Origin of the sequence: Occallatibacter sp., from assembly GCF_049582745.1 — a bacterium.
Classification (GTDB): domain Bacteria; phylum Acidobacteriota; class Terriglobia; order Terriglobales; family Acidobacteriaceae; genus Telmatobacter.
Genome location: NZ_JBAUUO010000045.1, coordinates 38,330 through 59,632, shown reverse-complemented (window position 1 = coordinate 59,632; position 21,303 = coordinate 38,330). Strand labels below are relative to the sequence as shown.

Below are 21,303 nucleotides of genomic sequence, written 5' to 3'. Positions count from 1 at the left end.
ATTTGGATATGCAAAGCCATTGCCGTCGGCGCGGGCTCGGGTCACGGAGTCTTGTCCGCTTGCGGTCCCTTGGTGCGTGCTTTGTCATTCAGTTCCAAGACGATTCGTCTCTCCCGCTCGCTGTCCTCACTCCGGTGAAGCCGCGCATAGACCACGGCGAGCTGCAAATGCGCTTCGACAAAATCTGGCCACTGCTTCACGAGTTTTTCAAGGCCGTCCCTGGCCTCCTCCAGGTGTCCGCTTGCCGCGTTCAGCGCATCGATTTGAAAGAGAGCTGGGACAGAGTCTGGGCGCAGCAGGAGTGCATGCTTTAGATATGACGCAGCATTCTCGACGTCGCCTTCGTGGCGCAGAACCGCCCCCAGGTGCAGGCATGCATCGAAGTCGTTGGGGTCAGCCTGAAGCGCGCGGCGGAGAGCGGCCTTGGCTTTTTCATTTTCGCCGCTACTGAGAAGAGCGCGTCCATAGACTGTCCACGCGCCCGGTATCTCCGGATTCTGGTCGAGTGCTTTTTGAAGCGTTGCCGCAGCGGTATTGTAATCACCAGCCGCATATTGCGATGCGCCTATCAACACGCCGGCTACCGCGGAATTTCCGTTACGCATCATGCGGTCGATCACGATGGCGCCTTGTTGCTCTTTGCCGTCGTGTATTAATGCGGTGCCGAAGATGTAGTCGATCGCCGGATCGTCCGGATGAGCATTGTAAGCCGGTTCTACGAGGGTGATGGTGTCCTGGAATTTCCCCAGCCGCAGGTCGCAGTCAGCCAGAAGGTAAAAGGCCTGTTGATGACCCGGACTAAGTTTGTACAACTTTTCGAATTCGTTACGCGCCTCGCCGAAATCGCCCTGTTTGTAAATTGCGAGACCCAGATTCAGGAGCGCAGTCTCGTTCCGAGGATCACGTGAGAGCACTTGGCGGTACTGTTGTGCAGCTTCGTCGAATCGCCCTTGCTGCGCGAGAGCTACGCCCAGATTGGTGCGGGCTTCGAGGGAATCGGGCGTCAGTCGCAGCAACTCCTCGTACAGATTGATCGCGAGCCCCGCATTTCCCGCGTCAAGAGCTTTACCGGCCTGGTCGTAGAGAGCCTGTGGAGAGGCTTCCTGGGAGTGGAGGAGTGAAGAGCTTAGAAACGCAACCGCGAGAGCCACGTTCAAAATCAGCCTAGCTCCTTGTCGTGTACTGCGCATCATGAACGTCCTTATTGTAGACCTGTCTCTATTCCGTATCCGTCACTGACGGGCTATTTCGGTGGAACCGGCAAAGGCGCCAGCTTTCGCAATCCCTGCTCTTCATGGATCTCGTAGATAGCGTCTGCGGGGATGTTCTGGAATTTCTGCTTAACGCCGCTCGGCCAAGTCACCTCGACCTTATTCATGATCGCTGATTGTCCAAGGCCGAAATGCAGCCGCGTGTCGTTGCTCGAGTTGTACCCGCCCCCGCCGCGAACCTCGCCCACCTGCTCCGTCAGGCCGCTGAAAACCGTGACACGCGCGCCGATGCCCATGCGGTTGCTCTTGGTCCCAACGAGGCGGAACAGCGCCCGATGGTTCGAATTATGAGTCTGGTTGATGAACAATGACGGCGGCCCAGCGGCATTAAACACGACGATATCCAGACTGCCATCGTTGTTGACATCGCCGAGCGCCAAACCTCGGCGCGATTGCAGAGGGCCATCATTCAGACCCGCTGTGTTGGCGATATCCTCGAATCTCTGGCCGCGGATATTGCGGAAGAGTTGGAGTGGTTCGCGATACTTGACTTCAGTCTCCAGGCGGTCCATCAGCGAAGAAAAATTGCCGTTGGCGATCAATATGTCGGGCCAGCCGTCATTGTCGAAGTCGCCAAAGCCAACGCCCCACTTCACTGGCGCCAATGTAGGTTGCATCAGCCCTGATTCGGCGGCAACATCGGTGAAGATGATCTGGTCGTTGCGATACAGGCTAACCGGCTGCCTGCTGTAGCGAGTTGTGACCAGGTCGAGTTCGCCGTCGCGATTGAAGTCGCCAAAGTCGGCTGCCATATTGCCATAGACCTCCCCGTGCGTTCCAGTGGCCGTACCGGAGAGGATGCCGTTCTCTGCGAAGGTTCCGTCGCCATTGTTGTGGTAAAGGTAGTTCGTGCCGCCATCGTTCGTGACGTAGAGATCGGGCCATCCGTCGCCATCGTAGTCTCCCCATACCACTCCCATGCCGTGCTGCTTACTTGGATTGCTGACGTTTGCCTTTTGCGAGACGTCCTCGAACGTTCCATCGCCGCGGTTGCGGAAGAGGACGTCGGTTTCGCCCTCCATCTCATCAGGCATCTGGAGAATGACCGATCGGTAGCCCTCGACATGGGGATCGGGGGAAGGAAGGTGATGGAGGTCCGTATGCACGTACCGGGCAACAAAAAGGTCGAGATGGCCGTCGCGGTCAAAGTCGGCCCAGGCGGCGCCGGTGCTGAAACCGCCCATCTTTACGCCCGCGCGTTCGGTCACATCCTCGAACTTGCATCCTCCCAGGTTGTGATAGAGCACGTTGTGTCCGTAGCCAGTCACGTAGAGATCAGGCAGGCCATCGTTGTCATAGTCGCCAACCGCGATCGCCATTCCCCATCCGCGGGTGGTGAGGCCCGCAGATGCCGTGGTGTCGGTGAAATGGACATTGGTTCCGCTTCCGTCCTGGCGGTACAACGTGATCATTGGATCGCCGCCCGCCAGAAAAGCGTCGATCGTGGAATCATTCACGACCGCAATATCGAGCCTGCCATCATTGTCGCAATCCAGGAGAGCAACACCGCCGCCTCCCATCGTCTCCACAATGTAGCGCCGCTCGGAAGAGGAGTGAGGAACCGTGTTCAGTCCAGTTTGTGCGCTCATATCCCGAAAGCGTGTGGCCGAAGCGGTATCGATTGGCGAAGATGGTACCGATTGGGCCTGTCCGGATTGAAAGGGGACCGCTGCGACTGGGCCCGGGATGGTCTGGGAGGAAAGAACTGACGGAAGAACTGCCGCGATCAAGCCTATGAATCTCCGGATGGAACGTGAATCGATCGGGGCCTGACGCATGTATGGCAATTCTAGGAGACATCTGCACAAGTCGCCATCTTTTCACGCAAAAGAACGAAGGTGCCGGACGGGATTCGCGTTGGATCGGAACAAATGTTTTCTGGAACAGGTGCGGCAGAGTCGTTCATCTGTAGACTGCCTGCAGACTCTTCCGTTCATGGAGGAGTCGAATGACGTCAGCTGAGTCACGGGTAAACACACCTGTCACGAGTGTTGCGCTCTGTCTTTGACGGCTGCATGCCGTCTTTTGCTACAGCCGCTGAAATTCGACTGCTTGAGCAAGCGCTCAGCTGCCAAGGAGTGAGACCCAAAAGGCTCAGCGCATCTTTCTTTCGCGGTTCGTTGTAACATGTACGTCTCGCCTCGTACATTGCTTGTTTTCAATGAGGTACAAGTCTTAGGCGCGTCCGTACAATATTGAACTTCACTGCGACTTGTGCTCTGTAGAGTATTTGTTTCGATTCATTTCACCGTGATGCTGCGCTGCGGAAAACCAAACGTATGACCTTGCGGCAAAAGCTCTAAATGTTGGGAGCGGTTGCTCACGCCTCCGCTCAGATTTCGAGGCTAGCCTCCTGGCCTCTCGCGGGGTGGCAGAGTTAGCCATCCCGTTTTTATTGCGTGCGAAGCTGCAAGAATCTCGTCCGCGATTCGCCCAATGTGGCGACCTTGATCGGAGCATAGATGTTCAATTCTCTTCTGCAGCGGTATTCAGGATTTATTCTTGGCTCGTTGATTGCTATTTTTCTTCTATCTACTACGGCTCAATCCCAACAGGAGGCAAGTCGCCGTATCGTGGCGGACATCGACAACTCAGCCGGTCCGGTGGATAGTTTTTTTGATTTGTCGGTCGGCTCCGATTATCCCGGCACTTTGATTCGCGATGATAGCCAGAAACAGCTCAAGCTTGTTGTGGATGAACTTGGATTTCGATATGTGCGGTTCCACGCGATCTTTCATGATGTGTTGGGAACGGTGCAAATCGAAAACGGAAAGGCCGTCTATAACTGGGCGAAGATCGACGAACTCTATGACGATCTGCTGGCCCGTCATATCAGGCCGTTTGTTGAGCTGGGTTTCACGCCGAAGGCACTTGCCACGTCTCAGAACAGCATCTTCTACTGGAAAGGCAATACGTCCCATCCAGATCCGAAGGGCTGGCACGCTCTCGTAGATGCATTCACCCGCCATCTGGAAGATCGCTACGGACGAGACGAGGTTCGGACATGGTATTTCGAGGTATGGAATGAACCCAATCTCTCCGGCTTCTGGGAGGGCGGAGATCAGAAAGCATACTTCGATCTCTACGACCTGACAGCGAAGACGATCAAAGCCATCGATCCGGCTTTGCGTGTGGGAGGTCCTGCGACCGCGGGAGCGGCATGGGTTCCTGAATTTCTGGCGCACGTGAAGCAGAGCGGAGCCGGCGTTGACTTCGTGACTACGCATACATACGGTGTCGACGGCGGTTTTCTGGATGAAGAAGGGAAGAGCGATACCAAACTCTCCGCGTCTCCCGATGCAATCGTCGGCGACGTTCGCCGTGTTCGCGAGCAGATCTCGGCTTCGCCGTTTCCAGATCTTCCGTTGTATTTCTCGGAGTGGAGCACGAGCTACACGCCGCGCGATTCCGTGCATGATTCCTACATCAGTGCTCCATACATCTTGAGCAAGCTCAAGGCATGCGAAGGGAAATTGCAGGGAATGAGCTACTGGACGTACTCCGACCTGTTCGAAGAGCCGGGACCTCCTACAGCTCCTTTTCAAGGCGGATTCGGCCTCCTGAATCCTGAAGGCATTCGCAAGCCGGCATTCTTCGCTTACAAGTACCTTCATTCGCTGCGAGGAAACAGTATCGCAACGAGCGATCCGCAGGCGCTGCTTTCCACCAAGGGTGGGGACTTTTCGGCAGTGATCTGGGATTTCGAACCTCCGAACCAGAAGGTAAGCAACCGGCCTTTTTATACGAAGGTAATTCCTGCGCACCCGGCCGAGCCGGTCCAATTGCAACTGCGTCATCTTGTTCCGAATTCCAGTTACCACCTGCAAGTGCATCGCACTGGGTACCGCGCGAATGATGCATATACCGCCTATATTGAGATGGGATCTCCCAAAGAGCTGACTAAAGCAGAAGTCTCGAAGTTGAACGATCTCACGCAGGACCTTTCAGAGACGGATCAGGCAGTCGAGAGCGCTCCGGATGGAACAATCAAAGTCAGCGTACCGATGAAGAGCAACGACATCGTGTTGATTAAGTTGGAGCGGAGCCAGGGAGGCAGGTTGAGCCCAACGGGCCACGACGAGTCTTCCCGCTGAGGTGATAAAGATCACGGACAGGCTACGTTCGAGAATTGTTTACTTCAACGGGTTGTAAGAGGATATATGGATCGATTTGTGAGACTTTTCCTGGCATCTCTTCTATGTGTCATTGTTCTTTCAATCGCAGCGTGTGGTGGGGGAAGTCCAGGAAGTGGGGGCACAAGCCAGAACCCAGCTACGCCAGCGGTTGTCGTTACGCCCGCGGCGAGCAACGTTACGACTGCCCAGAGTCTGGGTGTCACGATTGCCGTCTCCGGTTCGAGCGGAACGCCGACCGGATCGGTGATTCTTTCCAGCGGAAGCTATAGTTCTTCGGCCGCGACGCTCAACGCGGGCTCGACAACCATTGCGATTCCAGCGGGCTCGCTTGCAGTGGGTTCCGATACTCTGACCGCCAAGTACACGCCGGATTCCGCCAGCACAGCGAAGTTCAACAGTGCCTCCGGAACGGCAACAGTCACCGTGACTCAGTCCGCGAAGTCCCCGACGGTCTCGGTCACGCCCGAAGAGACCACACACCCCTTCGCAGAAAACCTGATTGTGACCGCCACGGTAAAGGACGGCTCTGTGTCGCCGGGCGGCAGCGTAACGCTGTCCAGCGGAAGCTTTACCTCTTCGGCGCTGACACTGAACGCTGGCGCTGCAACCTTCTACGTTCAGCCCGGCTCGCTGGCCAAGGGATCAGATACGTTGACCGTCACCTATATGCCTGACTCCAGCAATTCTGCAACCTACGCCGCTTCAACAGGCACAGCTGCCATCACGATCACTTCGCCCAGCACCACAAGCGTTACCGTCAACATCAACGCACTCGCCAATCGCCACCTGATCAGCCCGTACATCTATGGCATTAACACGCTGAACCAAAGCGATGTCACCAATCTGTCACCGACGTTTGTCCGCTTTGGAGGCAACGAGGCCACGGACTACAACTGGAAGGCCTTCACCTACAATGCCGGCAGCGACTGGTTCTTCGAGGACTTCGGTCTCACCGACCAGTCCACGGGCGAGGGCATCGACTCGGTGCAGTTGACGAAATTCACCGTGGGCGCAGGCAGCCAGATGCTTACCACCATGCCTACGCTCGGATGGGTAGCCCGAGAATCCGGCCACTGGAGCTACTCGGTCAAGAAGTATGGCGCGCAGTGCAAGGTGGATCCCTATAATTCTGACGCTGGTAACGGCCAGCAGACGGACTGCAAGACGCGCGTAACTACTGGTCCTGTGACAGATGCCTACTATCCCCTGGTCGATACAGCCAGCGACTGCACCAGCGGTAACTGCCTTTATCGCGATGAGTGGGCCAAGGCGCTTGCCTCCGCCTTCGGCAGTGGCACCTGCAGCGTCCCCTATTCGCCGATCACCACGTGCCACTTCTACGATATGGACAATGAGCCCGAAATCTGGGACGGTCCGCATGGTGACGTTCATCCCAACCATCCCGGATACACCGAGTTGTCGAATGTCTTTGAGAAGGAAGGCGTCGCGTTGAAAGCCTGGGACCCGAGTGCGGTTCGTTTCGGCCCCATCACCTGCTGCTGGAATTACCTTTGGACAGCTGGCCCCGCGGGAGATGACAAGAGCGCGCACGCCGGCATCGACTACGCGCCATGGTGGCTGAACCAGATCAATTGGCTGGATCAGATTAACGGAGCACGTACGCTCGACGTCTTTGACATCCATGCCTATTTTGGCGACAACATCGACACCACCGGATACACCAACCTGCAACTGCGCGCGGAAGTGAACAAGTACATCCGCACCTATTGGGATCCAACGTACTCCAACGCGGGGTACAACGCGGACTGGATCACCACAACGCAGCCCAATCGCAGCGTCACCTTCCTTATCCCACGTATGAAGGCCATGGTGAATGCCATCTATCCGGGAACGCCGCTCTCGTTCACCGAGTGGGAATCGTTCTTCAACGAGTGGGAATTCGCCACGGCACTCTCCGACGCGGACGCCTATGGCGTCATGGGCCGCGAGGGACTGAGCTTCTCCACGCGCTGGGGAGGGCCATCGGCCACGGACAGCACTACCAATCAGCCGCATCCCAACTACCAGTCCTTCAAGCTGTACACGAATTACGACGGGGCCCACCACGGCTTTGGCTCTCTCTCCGTTTCGGACCAGAACTCCGTCAATCCTGACCTGTTCGTCACCTACGCGGCCCTTGATGTGACAGGCACGACGATGACCATCATGGCTCTGAACAAAGATCCGAACAACACAGCCAATGTCACCTTCAACCTGGACGGCTTCAGCGCCTCCACTTACACGGCGTACACGGTGGGATCGACCAACCCCGGCGCGATCACCACCGTAGCCCCGACTGCCTGGAGCCCGACGCAGAGCTTTGCGCCCTACACCATCACGCTTCTGGTTGTCAGCGGTAGCCAGCCCGCCAAGCCGGCCTCGGAGTGGTATCTCAACCCGGACGATCTGATGATTCCAGCCTCGGGCACGGGGACTCTAAAGCCGACGATCGTGAGCGGTACAGCACCCGTGACGCTCACTTCGGCGGTCTTCGATGCATTTGAGGGCGCCACGGCTTGCGGTGGTTCGCTCGCGCTGACCGATGCGACCATCACTCCCGCTAAGCCAGCAACTATCACCGTGAACCCCGGCAGCACCCCTGGCTTCTGCCATTACACCGTCACCGGCAACGACGGCACCTCTACCCAGACAGAGGGCGGCTGGATCGTTGTCGGCCAATCCGCTGCCACGCTTACTCTGTCGGGTAACAATCAATCGGGCAGCGCTGGAACGGTTCTGTCGCAAGCGCTGGCCGTCACGCTATCTTCCCTCCCATCCAACTTCACGAACACGGGCGCGAGCATACTGTTCACCACCTCGGGCGGAACGCTCTCCAACGGCACAACGAGCGGGACTAGTGTGATTGCCCAGACCAACTCCTCCGGGACGGCCTCGGTGACTCTGACGCTCCCTTCGACCAAAGGAACGATAACCGTGACCGCGCAAGACCAATTCGCTCTCGGTGGAGCGTCAGTTACTTTTGCAGAAAATGCGAACTGATCCATCGTTATCCGGTTCGCCATCGGTCACGATCGTCGCGTCATGACGCGGAAGTCAAACCGCAAGGCATAGACATTCAAAGCAACACAACCAGTCGCCGGTATGATCTCCTGTTATTGCAATTCACCTCCGGGAAGGTGATTCATCATGCGACGGAGAGTTGTTCTTTCATCGAAGGAATTGGAGTACTACATTTGAGGTTCTGGTGTCACAAACTCTCATTTCCGGATATGAAGACGGGGCACTGACCATCATTGCCGGCCCGGTAATCGTTGGCTTGATGAGCGAACGATCACACGCGGCGTGATGAGCTCTGACTTCGGCCTGAGCGACTCCTTCTTTCGGGCGATCTTGAGCGCAAGTTCCGCAGCGGATTTTCCTATGTTTTCACTACCCTGATCTACGGAACTCAGAGGGATACGGAGGAAATCCGAATACGAGAGGTTGCCGCATCCGATCACGGCTATATCATCCGGAATGCGAAGCCCTGCATCGAGAATTGCGCGCATTGCACCGAGAGCTGAGGGATCATTAAAGCAAAAGATTCCATCTGGTCTTGGGTTTGAGGCAAGCAATTTCACGGCTGCCTCATATCCCCCTTTTTCCCCGCGATGATCTCCAGATGTTCCGAGGGAAGCGATGTGTCCTGGGAGAGGGACCATGTTGTAGGAGGCCAGCACCTGCTTGTAGCCTTCCAGTCGGCCAACAGCAGTACTGACTTCAGGGCCCCTAATGTGGGCGATGCGGCGGCAACCCTGCTCAACCAGGTGTGAGGTGGCCAGTGCGCCGACCGCTTCGTCGTCAACGCCAACAAAGTTCGCATCAAGACCCAGAAACCGGCGATCGATAAGGATATAGGGCGTTTTGTGCTCTTCAATCATCCGGAAGCAGTCAACCGACCATTGTGCCGATGCGACCAGAATGACATCGACTCGGCGGGCCAGGAGTTGTTTGATCTCCTGAACTTCGAGTTCCGGATCTTCGTCAGAAGACGAGATCAGCAGACTGTATCCCTGCTTGCGTGCTTCGACGGAGATGGCCTTTGCAATATCGGCAAAAAAAGGATGCAACAGATCCGGAACAACCAAGCCGAGCGTCCAGGTGCGGCCAGTAACCAGCGAGCGGGCTGCAAAATTAGGCTGATAATTCAGCTCCCGCATGCGTTTCAGAACTCGCCGTCGGGTCTCGGCCGCTATGTCGGGATGTTCTCGTAGGACCTTGGAAATGGTGACAACTGAGAGGCCAAGGTCGTTCGCAATGTCCTTCAACCGGGTTGCCATGGCTCGTATCTACTCCCATTCTCTTAGAGAAAACGAAAAAGGCCCCAAAACCCTCTTGAGAAAGCTGCTTGATGGAGCGTTCCAGACACGGCAAGTTGTTCTGTTTAAAAAAGCTGTCGTGCCTGTCCTCATTGACAATACAGCAGAATTGACCTTAATATCAATGGTTCAGTTATCGATAACTTTAAGATTGTCGGAGATTAGTAATGCCATCTTTGTCTCGACTCGTCGATGGAAATCCCGGTGTCATTGATCCGAAGAAAGTGCCCCACGTATCGGTGGGTAATGGCGCCAGAATGCCCGCTATTGGTTTGGGGACGTTTGGCTCGGACCATGCCTCTCACCAGACGGTGGCTGATGCAGTGAAGTACGCCGCGTCCATCGGCTACAGGCACTTCGATTGTGCTTCTGTTTACGGCAATGAAGATTGCATTGGCCAGGTTTTCAGAGAGATCTTTAAAAATGGCCTTCAGCGCGATAAAGTCTGGATCACGTCGAAGCTTTGGAATAACAAGCACGGCGAAGTCCTTTCGTCCTGTCAGAAGTCGCTGTCAGATCTGAAGATCGAGTATCTGGATCTTTATTTGATTCACTGGCCGTTTCCCAATCATCATCCGCCGGAATGTGACGTCACGGCTCGCAATCCGCACGCGGTGCCCTATGTCCACGAGAACTACATGCGTACATGGCGGCAAATGGAGGAACTTGTCGATCGCGACCTGGTGCGCCATATAGGCACGTCGAATATGACGATCCCAAAGATGAAGCTGCTGCTGCACGACGCGCGGATCAAACCGGTCGTCAATGAGATGGAGCTTCATCCGCACTTTCAGCAGCCGGAGTTCTTTAGATATTTGATGGACAACGGAATCCAGCCGATCGGTTATTCGCCGCTCGGATCGCCAGCGCGGCCGGAACGAGATCGTACTCCTGAGGACACGTCGCCAACCGAAGATCCCGTGATTCGAGGGATTGCGGAGAGGCTCGGAATCCATCCTGCGGTTGTATGTCTCAAGTGGGCGGTGCAACGAGGGCAGGTGCCGATTCCGTTTTCGACAAATCCCAAGAACATTCTGAGCAATCTACGTGGCGTAGTGAGTGAACCGCTAAGCCCACAGGACATGCAGACGATGGAGAAACTCGATCGCAACTGCCGGTTGATCAAAGGCCAGGTCTTTCTCTGGAAAGAGAAGCAGTCGTGGGAAGACCTGTGGGATATCAACGGCGTGGTCACTCCCGCATAGGCAAACGTGGCCGAAGGGAACGGATACCACCTCGCAGGATGCCTTATTGCTTGCCCGTCGACTAAGCAAGTTAGCTCGAGGGTTGAAGTCAAGTTCGGAGATTGATCGAATGGCAAAGACGATGAAGGCGGCGTTTCTTCCGGGCAACAGTACTGTCGAAATGAAGAGCGTCTCCGTTCCGAGCCCGGGTCATGGAGAAGTTCTCATCTCCGTCAAGGCTTCAACGATCTGCGGATCGGATATCCGAGCCATCTATCACGAGCATCTTGGTAAAGGTCCGGAAGGATATCAGGGTGTAATCGCAGGCCACGAGCCATGCGGACAGATTGTTGAAACCGGCCCCGGCTGTCGTCGATTCAAGATTGGTGACCGGGTCATCGTTTACCACATTTCAGGCTGCGGGCTGTGCAACGACTGCCGGCGCGGCTACATGATCTCCTGCACCAGCGCGAAATACCGCCGCGCTTATGGGTGGCAGCGCGATGGCGGCATGGCTGAATACATGCTTGCCGAAGAAAAGGATTTGATACTTCTTCCTGACCAGCTCACGTACCTCGATGGAGCGCAGGTTGCATGCGGGTTCGGCACTGTTTACGAAGCGCTCGAGAAGATCGGCATCAGCGGCAATGACGCGGTACTCATTACGGGCCTTGGGCCGGTGGGCCTGGCAGCGGGAGCACTTTGCCGCAAGCTTGGTGCGGAGAGAATCATCGGTGTTGACATTTCAGCCGAGCGCCGTGAATTGGCGCTGCGATTCGGCCTCTGCGATTCCGTGCTGACCGCGGGGCCAGACAACGTCAATGAGATCCGCGAACTGACCGGAGGAGCCGGCGTGGAGCGTGCCGTCGATTGCTCTGCCAACGCTGAAGCGCGTGCAACGGCTATTCGCGCCACGCGCCGGTGGGGGAAGATAGCGCTGGTTGGTGAGGGTGGCCAGGTGACATTCAATCCCTCGCCAGACATCATTCACGACCAAAAGACGATCTACGGCTCATGGGTGACATCTATCTGGCTGATGGAGGAACTGGTCGAGCGCCTCGTTCGCTGGAATCTCCACCCGGAGGACATCGTTACACACCGATTCTCACTTGATCAGGCCGACGGCGCATATAGCCTGATGGCCTCCGGACGCTGCGGCAAAGTCGCGGTCTGCCCGACGATGGAAATAACACCGGGGGTCGCACTCCAACCCTCACAGCCCGCCTCGGGCGGCTAGACAGCGAGGTCCAGATGAATACTGAGGCTGGTCGCGAAGTTGAATTGTGGAAAGGCCGCCTAAACAGCCTGCTTCCGTTGTATGGCCATCGCAACTGGATTGTGGTTGCCGACGCTGCATATCCTGCGCAATCGAACCCAGGAATTGAAACGCTGGCGACAGGCGGCGAGCATCTGGAAGTGCTCCGCAATGTTCTTGACGCAGTTGGTGCGTCCAGCCATGTTCGCGCCAATGTCTATGTGGATGCCGAACTGAAGCTTGTGCGGGAGGAGGATGCGCCGGGAGTGAGCGCACTCCGCCACGAGATGATGCAGTTGCTGGCAAGCAAACACCCGCACGAGTTGGCACACGAACAGATCATTTGCAGACTGGATCAGGCTGGTACGTTGTTTCGCGTTCTGATTCTGAAGTCGACGCTCGCGATCCCGTACAGTTCAGTGTTCCTCGAACTGGATTGCGGATATTGGAGCGAGCGAGCAGAGAAACGCCTGAGAGGCGTCGAGGCAAAGGAAACATCCACGTCGCTCTAACCGCGCTGAACGCAAATGTGCCGCGGGACTTTGCCTAGGAGCGTTGTCGACTTATCCAGGGAAATATTCTGGGCAATCTTCACCATGCAAGCGAGGAAGAAAATCATGCGGCATATCGGATTCACGAGAGGAACAATCGCCTTCGTTTTGTTTTTTCTGATCTCTGAAGTGACCGCTGTCGGCCAAGCAGATTATCCATTCCGCAACACCCAATTGAGTGACGATGCGCGCATTGCCGATCTGCTGGGACGTCTGACTCTGGATGAGAAGGTCGAGTTAATGGACGGCCATCCAAAGGTTCCGCGCCTCCATCTTGTGCTTTCTGATGAAGCAGAAGGCCTGCACGGTCTCGCATTGGGCGGACCTGGGCAATGGGGACCGCGGGGTCTGCAGCCGCTGCCCACTACGATCTTCCCGCAGGAGAAGGGCCTCGGCGAAACCTGGGACGCCAGTCTGATGGAAAAGATCGGTGCACTCGAGGGAGAAGAAGCCCGCTATTACTATCAAAATCCGATTTTCGATTTTGGCGGAATCGTCGTTCGGGCGCCGAACACAGACCTGAGCCGTGATCCGCGTTGGGGACGAACCGAAGAGTCGATGGGCGAAGACCCTTATCTTGTAGGCACCATGTCGGTCGCATTCATTCAAGGATTGCAGGGACCGGACCCCAGGCACATGAAAGCCGCGGCATTGATGAAGCACTTCCTTGCGAATGAGAATGAGAACGGTCGCTCCTACACTTCGTCGGACTTCGATGAGCGACTCTTCCGCGAGTATTACTCTGTGCCATTCCGAATGGGCTTCGAGCAAGGCGGTTCCCGTGCAGCCATGGCTGCCTACAACTCCTGGAACGGAACTCCCATGATGATTCATCCGGTTCTCAAAGATGTCATGGTGAAGCAGTGGGGCAACGACGGCATCATCTGTACTGACGGTGGCGCTCTTGGCCTTCTCATTACTGATCACAAGACTTTTCCGGACAAGGAACACGGCGCGGCCGCCGCCGTCAAGGCTGGCATCAATCGGTTTCTGGATGAGTACAAACCCGATCTCAAAAAAGCTTTGAAGGACGGCTTGGTAAGCGAAGCAGACATGGACGCCTCGCTGAGAAACTTGCTTCGCCTGCATTTGCATTTGGGAGAGTTGGATCCTCCGGGAGCCGACCCCTACGAGAAAATCGGGCGCGACACGCAAGGCGATCTTCCGCCATGGGATAGGGCGTCGAGCAGTGAACTCGTGCGTCAGGCAACAGATGAATCCATCGTCCTGCTGAAGAACGAGGGAAACACACTTCCCCTGGATCGCAAGAAGCTCAGGACGATCGCCGTCATCGGTCCATGGATAAACGAGGTTCTGCTCGACTGGTACAGCGGCACGCCTCCGTACTCTGTCAGCATTTTGCAGGGCATCCAGGAAGCTGCGAAGGATGTAAAGGTTCTTTATAGCGATGGGTCCAATGTTGCCGAGGCTCGGGCTCTCGCTCGAAAAGCAGATGCGGTCGTTGTTGTGGTTGGGAATCATCCCACCTGCAACGGCGGATGGGACCAATGCCCCGTTCCTTCGAATGGCAAGGAAGATGTAGATCGCAAGGCGATCGTCCTCGAACAGGAAGAGCTGGTCAAGCAAATCTTCGCCGCCAATCCGCGCACTATCGAGGTACTGCGTTCGAGCTTCCCGTATGCCATCGTATGGAGCCAGGAGCATCTGCCCGCGATTGTGCACATGACGCATGGCAGCGAAGAAGAGGGTCATGGACTTGCCGACGTTCTCTTCGGAGACTATTCACCTGCCGGACGCTTGAACCAAACCTGGCCTACTGGCGATGCGCAATTGCTGCCAATGATGGACTACAACATTCGTCATGGCCGCACCTACATGTACTCAAAAGTGAAACCGCTCTATGCATTTGGCTACGGTCTGAGCTACACATCTTTTGCGTATGAAGGCTTGAGTCTCAGTGCGCCGAGCACGATCGCCGACGGCGAGGTCAAGGTTTCAGTGAAGGTGAAGAACACGGGATCGCGCGCCAGTGACGAGGTCGCGCAGATGTATATCCAGCATCTCGGCTCGGCGGTCGATCGTCCGCAACTGGAATTGAAGGGTTTCGCTCGCATCCATCTCACTCCGGGAGCAGAGAAAGTCGTTGTCTTTACACTGAAACCTCGAGATCTTGCGTATTGGGATGCGGTGAGCCAAACCTGGCGTGTTGAAAAGGAACAGATTCGCGTTCTAGCGGGCGGATCCAGCGACAGCCTACCCGTCCAGGCGGTTCTGCTGATCGAGAACACCGCTCAATTTCAGCCTTAGGCCACGGCTCCAGCCTCGTTAAGAGCGATCACGATCGTGGCGGGATCGGAACTGCAGGTCGCAGCTTTGTCATTTTTGAGTTGATGATCACTTTAGCGGAGAGCCGTGCTCCTGCATGCCCAAGGCACGACGCTTCGATCTGGATTTGGCCAGTCTCGAAGGTGCTCTGGATGATGGCCTGGGCCAGACCATTAAAAAGAGACCGCTTCGGCTCTTTGTCACTTTCCTGGCAGTTCGGGTCGCCATTTCCCACACCAATCAGTTTGGCGGGTCCGGAAATTTCGAAGGAAACCTGATTGTCTGCGACCGGAACGAGTTTGCCTTGCGAATCGAGCGCCTCTACAGTCAAGATCGCGACATCTTCGCTGTCGGCATTCACCTCATTACGTTCCGAAGTGAGTCGGAGAGCGGCCACTGGCCCGGTAGTGTCCCTTATTTCTGACAGAACCATCTTGCCGTCTCTGCTGCCGCGCGCCTCAATCGCGCCCGGCTCGAATCGGACCTTCCAATCGACGTGGCCCAGCCGAGGGACTTTCTTTGAGCCAAGGCTCTTGCCGTTTACGATCAGTTCCACTTCATCGAGGTTTGTGTAGACCCAGACCGGGATCTCATCGCCTTCTCGGCCGCTCCAATTCCAGTGCGGGAATAGGTGAAGGGATGGTTCACTCCGCCACCATGCTTTGTAGTAGTAGAAAAAGTCTTTCGGAAAACCGCAGGTATCCACGATGCCGAACTGCGAGCTGATCGAGGGCCATCCGTATGGAGAAGGCTCACCCCGATAATCGAAGCCGGTCCACGCAAAGCCTCCCGCCGCCCACTCGCGCTCACCGTAGAAGCTCCACCAGTCTTCCGGAGTTCCCCAATAGCCTTCTACGCTACTCACTTGATTGCGGAGTTTGTCCGTTGTGTACACACCCCGCGTGCTGACCGCGCTCGAAGTCTCCGACCCAAAAACGGGTCGGTTCGGGTGCTTCGTATGAAATTCGTCCGCGAGGTTGAGGTTGTAATTGAATCCGATAACGTCCAGGGCCACGGAAACGCCTTGCTCATTGTCACCATCCACGGCTGCGGACACTAGACGCGTCGGATCCAGACGGTGGCACAGCCGGACCATGCTCGCACCCATCCGCGCGCCCTGCTCAGCCATCTCGTTCTTATTTTGCAAATGCCTCTCTTCGTTTTCGATCGACCATAGGATGATCGACGGCGAGTTTCGATAGCGCTTGATCATGGTCGCAAGCTGCTGCATGCCTTCTGGATTGGAACTCATTTGTCGGGTCTCGCACATCATCATCATGCCGTTACGGTCACAGGCATCTACCAACTCTGGCGTGGGCATGTTGTGCGAGGTGCGCACCGCGTTGCAACCCATTTGGCGCAGCACGGAGAGGCGAAACTGCTGCACACCATCGGGCAAAGCCGCTCCTACGCCGGCGTGATCCTGATGATTGCAGGTGCCCTGAATCTTCAATGGTTTGCCATTCAGGAAAAATCCCTTGGCTGCGTCGAAGACGACAGTGCGAACACCAAACGTGACACGTTCGGTATCGCGCAGCTGATTGTCTATTTCGACAGCCAGGACAGCGGAGTATAGATTGGGCTCCTCAATAGACCAGAGCGCCGTATTCGCAAGACCAGCCGTGGCCCTGAAGCCGGCCGATTCATATGCAGCAATCGATTGCGTTCGAGATTCGGCAACGGCAACGGCCGCACCTCGCGCGTCGAATATCTTCCACCGCACACTGCAGTTGACCGCTTCGGCGCTTTCATTCCGCACCAAGGTCGACAGACTCAGCCTGGCCGCATTGCCGTCCGTCGCTGAACGGACCACGCTTTCCCATTTTTCGAAGTGAACCGGGTCTGTTTTGCTCAGCCACACATCTCTGTAGATTCCAGCACCTTCATAGAACCAGCCGTCCCCAAAACTGGCGTCAACCCGGAGCGCCAAACAATTTCTCCCGCCGTAATTAAGGACATCGGTGAGATCGAAGCGAAAGGGAACGTAGCCGTTGTTGTTTCGACCGATGAAACAGCCGTTAACGAAGACAAGCGCGTCGCGGAAGACGCCGTCAAATTCAACCCAGATGCGGCGGCCGTTATCGGTTGAGGGAATCTCGAACTCTCGACGATACCAACCGACGCTGGTTTCGGGGTAGCGGCGGCCGAGCGGCTTGTAACCATGACTGCGTAGCTGGCTATCCCCCGTGCCCGCGTCGTCATGAACAAAGGGAAGTTCGACCGCCCAGTCATGAGGAAGATCGAGTGTGCGCCAAGCGGAGTCGTCGAAACCCGCCTTGGAGAACTTGAACTCACCCGTCTTCGAGAAGTCGCTTTGGCCGAAGCCAAATCCCAGGTCTTTGGTGGGATCCGCGCCGTGACCGAACGTGAATCTCCATCCAAAGTCGAAGAGCAACTGCTCTCTCGGTTCAGGAGTGCTGGCATTGAGGGGTGAGCCGACATCTGCTTTGCCCGGCTGCTCTCGCGGGTCGGATTCGGCCCAGACTGTATTTCCCAGCAGCGAAGCCGTGGAAACGGCAAATCCAGAGACAAGCAATTTCCTTCGAGAGATTCTCGGCATAATGACTCAAAAATCCTGCGTTGTAGCAACTCTCACGGGAAAGCGAGCAACGCCAGTCGTGTTCTCAGAACGGCTGACCGGCCAGCGTAGCACCGCACGAGATCGTTGTCAACGCTACAGTTAGCGTTTAATATTTAGAGAGATACCGAGGGCTACCGCCATCCAGGCAATGAATTGGGTCCGGCTTTCATTACGAGGCTTCGGAACCACAGAGTGGAATCGGGAGAAAGCGAATGCATCCAATGGGAGATTGCATTCATTTTTCAGGTTCGAGGAGTGAACGAGCATGATGCATCACCAGTATTGTGCTCGTCGCCGTTCAAACGCTCTCGCAATTTCCGCCATAGTAGCTCTGGCCGTTTCGCATCCTCTATGGTCGGCTACTTGCGTTGCTCCGACTCGGTTGGAAGCGCGCGTCCATTCCCACCCGGATGCCGAAGCTTACACCGCCCTGGGCATCTGGTTCGGCGATAATCACAAGTCGGCATGTGCTGCTCAGGCCTTCCAGGCTGGCATCAGGCTTGAACCTGGTTCGCCTCGGCTGAACTATCTGCTCGGTTTGAGTCTGTACACCGCTGGAGAATTGGAGAAGTCCGTTGTCCCTCTCAGGCGCTCGGTTGAGTTGGATCCGAAGAACGAAAAGGCGCACCTGTTACTTGCCTCGGCCCTGACGGGACTTGGCCAAAGTAAGGATGCCTTCACCGAGTGGCAAGCCGTCCTGAGAATTAACCCCGAGTCCAAAATGGCCCTCGATGGGATCGCGAAGATCCTGATGGCAGCAGGTGATAACGAGAGCGTGATTGCCCAGCTTCAGGGCATGCAACTCGATGAAAACCTCACCCTCGATCTGGCGACTGCTTACGGCAACACGGGAGAGTTCGACAATGCGGCCGACACGCTAAATAAAGGGCTGAAGGCTTACCAGAGTTCCGTGCCGCTCACTTCGTCGTTAGTCTCCGTTTACGTCAAGCAGGTGCGGCTCGAAGAGGCTGAGAAAATTGCGGATCAACTGGCTCGTCGCAATCCCCAGGACATCGAGGCCCAACGCGTTTATCTGCAAGTGCTGGTCTTTGACGCAAAGAACCAGACGGCGATGCCGCTGGCCCGTAAGCTGCTTGCGCGGGCTCCGCACGATGCGGATTTTCTCTATCTGAACGGAGTGCTGGAACGTACTGCGGGCGACCTTGACTCGGCGCGCAAGCACCTCGAACAAGCGGCATCCCTCGATCCCAATCGATACAGCACGCGCTTCAACCTGGGTTTCACCCTTGAGCAGTTGCACGATGACGCTGGCGCGAAGGTGCAGCTGCAAAGAGCGATTGAACTCGACCCAACGGAACCGCAGTGCCATTTCGAACTCGCTAAGGTGCTGCGCAAACTTGGCGAGAACGCGGCGGCGCAAGAACAGTTGGCTCTCTATCAGAAGCAGGTGAAAGAGCAGACAGACCAGAGCATCGCAGCGCAGAAGTCCACCCAGGCCGTGGAAGCGATGCGGGCCGGTGATAAACAAAAAGCGGCCGCTCTCTATCGAGAGGCGATCGCGGTGTTACCGGACAACGCCGGATTGTTGTACCGGCTGGCAGGGGTTTTGAACGATCTTGAGGACTGGAAAGGCGAGCGCTCTGCTCTCGATCAAGCCGTCAATGTCGATCCCAACTTTGCTCTCGCTCATTATCAGCTTGCCTATCTGGACTCTCACGAGGGCAATCTGGATTCCGCCGAGCAACACCTCAGGCTGGCCATTCAAGCCTCTCCCGGCTATGTGCAGGCATGGGTCGCCCTTGCCACCACATTGGCGATGGAGTCTCGTTTTTCCGACGCGCAACATGCACTCGATAGTGCGCTGAATATCTCTCCAAACAATACCGAAGCACTCGAGCTTCGGAAAAAGCTCTCTGACCGTCAGGAACAACACTAGTTCGGCGACACTACAGTTGCGGAAGGAAGTACGCAGGCATGAGCAGGAATGTGGTTCGCCCCTTTACAAGACGCGAATTCCTGCGGACAATTCCTGCTTCGATCCTGGGCTACTTGTTCTCGAACAAGCTCAATGCGGCGCCAGGTTCAAACAAGTCTCCCGCGCCTTTCTCGCGCTTTGTCGATATCGCCAAAGAGGCGGGTCTGACTGAGCCGACCGTCTGCGGTGAGCTTCACAGTTTCACATACATCATCGAGTCGATGGCGACCGGCTGCGCCTTTTTCGACTACGACAATGACGGATGGATGGACATCTTCATTCTCAGCAGCCAGAGACTGGAGAATACTCCTGCCAGCGCAACGAATCGCCTTTACAAGAACAACAGGGACGGCACCTTCACTGACGTCACCGTCAAGGCAGGCCTCGTCGACATCGGATGGGCGCAGGGCGTGTGCGTGGGAGACTACAACAATGATGGCTTTGAAGATCTCTTCCTCTCTTATTACGGGCAAAATCGACTGTATCGCAATAACGGCGACGGCACCTTTACCAATGTGACGAAGCAAGCCGGTCTGCTTCATCCAACCACGCGCTATAGCAGCGGATGCACGTTCGTGGATCACAACCGCGACGGACTGCTTGACTTGTTTGTGGCGAATTATCTGGAATTCGACCTGGCGACGGCGCCCAGGCCCTCTCTCTCGGTGGCGCATTGCAACGCTGAAAACGTGCCGGTCAACTGCGGTCCGAACGGCCTACCGACGGCGCAGAACTATCTTTACCGCAACAATGGCGATGGAACCTTTACAGATGTTTCGAAGCAGTCGGGCGTCAGCAATTTCCGTGGGTCGTACTGCTTGACCGCGACCAGCTTCGACGCAGATGAAGACGGATGGCCAGACATTCTCGTTGCATGCGACACCTCGCCCTCTTTATTGCTGATGAACAACCATGACGGAACCTTCCGCGAAGAGGCATTGATTCGAGGAGTCGCCCTCAGTGCCGATGGCCATCAGATGGGCGGGATGGGTCTCGGAGTAGGCGATTACAACGTCGATGGGCACATTGACGTGGTGAAGACGCACTTCCTCGATCAGGCGCCGGGTATCTATCGAAACGACGGCAAGGGTAATTTCGAGGATGCGACCACTGAAGCACGACTCAATAACGAAACCCGTTACGTCTGCTTCGGCGCCGGCTTAGTTGATTTCGATAACGACGGCTACACGGACATTCTCATCTCGACCGGCTCCGTCTATCCTGAACTCGATCGCGTCTCGCCCAGATATGCACTGCGCACACCCCGTCTTCTTTTTCGGAATCGAGGTGACGGAACGTTCGCGGAGCTAAGCGAAGAAGCTGGTCCCGGCATCGCTGCGCGGCATTGCGGCCGAGGCATGGCGTTCGGCGACTTCGATAACGATGGCGACATGGACGTGCTGATCATGAACGTAAATGAGCCGCCCACATTGTTGCGGAACGACTCCCCGGCCGACAACCACTGGATCAAGGTTCGTCTCGAGGGCGTAAAGAGCAACCGCAGCGCCATCGGGGCCCGTGTTGTGGTGCGTTATGGCGGCAAGGTGCAGGCGCAGGAGGTGCTCAGTCAATCGAGTTATCTCTCGGCCAGCGATCCCCGCTTACACTTCGGGCTTGGTGCTTCCGCCAAGGTTGACATCGAGGTCCGCTGGCCTCTCGGCCTCGTAGAGAAGTTTCCGTCGCTGTCCGCTGATCAGCTCATCACGATTCGGGAAGGGGAAGGAATCGTAAAGGGGCGCCCGTTTACAAAATCCTGATTCTACCGAACGGCCAAACCCGTATCG

Annotated in this window: 12 protein-coding genes; 8 read left to right on the top strand and 4 right to left on the bottom strand. The window is 56.2% G+C overall.

The genetic code is table 11. The features are described 5' to 3' along the window. Positions 1 to 41: 41 nt before the first annotated feature. A complete protein-coding gene (locus WCA10_RS05875) occupies positions 42 to 1,193 on the bottom strand; it encodes a tetratricopeptide repeat protein (RefSeq protein ID WP_472821572.1) in 1,152 nt (383 codons plus the stop codon). 50 nt (positions 1,194 to 1,243) lie between these two features. Continuing rightward, complete coding sequence (locus WCA10_RS05870; RefSeq protein ID WP_472821571.1) at positions 1,244 to 2,860, bottom strand: CRTAC1 family protein; 1,617 nt, start codon at positions 2,858 to 2,860, stop codon at positions 1,244 to 1,246. A gap of 873 nt (positions 2,861 to 3,733) precedes the next feature. On the opposite strand from WCA10_RS05870, the gene WCA10_RS05865 reads away from it, so the two are divergent. Together WCA10_RS05865 and WCA10_RS05860 are read left to right on the top strand one after the other, a co-directional pair. Continuing rightward, on the top strand, positions 3,734 to 5,365 hold the full coding sequence (locus WCA10_RS05865; RefSeq protein ID WP_472821570.1) for a GH39 family glycosyl hydrolase: 1,632 nt from the start codon (positions 3,734 to 3,736) through the stop codon (positions 5,363 to 5,365). A gap of 66 nt (positions 5,366 to 5,431) precedes the next feature. Then, complete coding sequence (locus WCA10_RS05860) at positions 5,432 to 8,407, top strand: glycoside hydrolase family 44 protein (RefSeq protein ID WP_472821569.1); 2,976 nt, start codon at positions 5,432 to 5,434, stop codon at positions 8,405 to 8,407. Positions 8,408 to 8,658: 251 nt separating this feature from the next. Here WCA10_RS05860 and WCA10_RS05855 read toward each other — a convergent pair whose 3' ends face one another. Further along, the gene (locus WCA10_RS05855; RefSeq protein WP_472821568.1) at positions 8,659 to 9,687 is read right to left on the bottom strand and encodes a LacI family DNA-binding transcriptional regulator; all 1,029 of its coding nucleotides are present in this window, start codon (positions 9,685 to 9,687) and stop codon (positions 8,659 to 8,661) included. Between the two features lie 206 nt (positions 9,688 to 9,893). Here WCA10_RS05855 and WCA10_RS05850 point away from each other — a divergent pair, with 206 nt between their 5' ends. The 4 genes from WCA10_RS05850 (at position 9,894) to WCA10_RS05835 (ending at position 14,984) form a co-directional block, all read left to right on the top strand. Continuing rightward, positions 9,894 to 10,931 (top strand): aldo/keto reductase, encoded by a 1,038-nt coding sequence (locus WCA10_RS05850; RefSeq protein ID WP_472821567.1) that lies wholly within the window; start codon positions 9,894 to 9,896, stop codon positions 10,929 to 10,931. Positions 10,932 to 11,040: 109 nt separating this feature from the next. Further along, positions 11,041 to 12,147, top strand: a complete 1,107-nt coding sequence (locus tag WCA10_RS05845; RefSeq protein ID WP_472821566.1) for a zinc-dependent alcohol dehydrogenase family protein — start codon at positions 11,041 to 11,043, stop codon at positions 12,145 to 12,147. A gap of 14 nt (positions 12,148 to 12,161) precedes the next feature. Next, entirely contained in the window at positions 12,162 to 12,677 is a 516-nt protein-coding gene (locus tag WCA10_RS05840) for an RbsD/FucU domain-containing protein (RefSeq protein WP_472821565.1), read from the top strand. 105 nt (positions 12,678 to 12,782) lie between these two features. Beyond that, complete coding sequence (locus WCA10_RS05835; RefSeq protein ID WP_472821564.1) at positions 12,783 to 14,984, top strand: glycoside hydrolase family 3 C-terminal domain-containing protein; 2,202 nt, start codon at positions 12,783 to 12,785, stop codon at positions 14,982 to 14,984. Positions 14,985 to 15,012: 28 nt separating this feature from the next. Here WCA10_RS05835 and galA read toward each other — a convergent pair whose 3' ends face one another. Next, positions 15,013 to 17,562: a beta-galactosidase GalA gene (gene galA / locus WCA10_RS05830; protein ID WP_472821563.1), complete on the bottom strand. Its 2,550-nt coding sequence runs from the start codon at positions 17,560 to 17,562 to the stop codon at positions 15,013 to 15,015. A 286-nt stretch (positions 17,563 to 17,848) separates the two neighbouring features. Here galA and WCA10_RS05825 point away from each other — a divergent pair, with 286 nt between their 5' ends. Both WCA10_RS05825 and WCA10_RS05820 read left to right on the top strand, forming a co-directional pair. Then, positions 17,849 to 19,480, top strand: coding sequence for a tetratricopeptide repeat protein (locus tag WCA10_RS05825; protein WP_472821562.1), 1,632 nt, complete (start codon positions 17,849 to 17,851; stop codon positions 19,478 to 19,480). A 38-nt stretch (positions 19,481 to 19,518) separates the two neighbouring features. Next, entirely contained in the window at positions 19,519 to 21,276 is a 1,758-nt protein-coding gene (locus tag WCA10_RS05820; protein ID WP_472821561.1) for a CRTAC1 family protein, read from the top strand. The last annotated feature ends 27 nt before the right edge of the window (positions 21,277 to 21,303 follow it).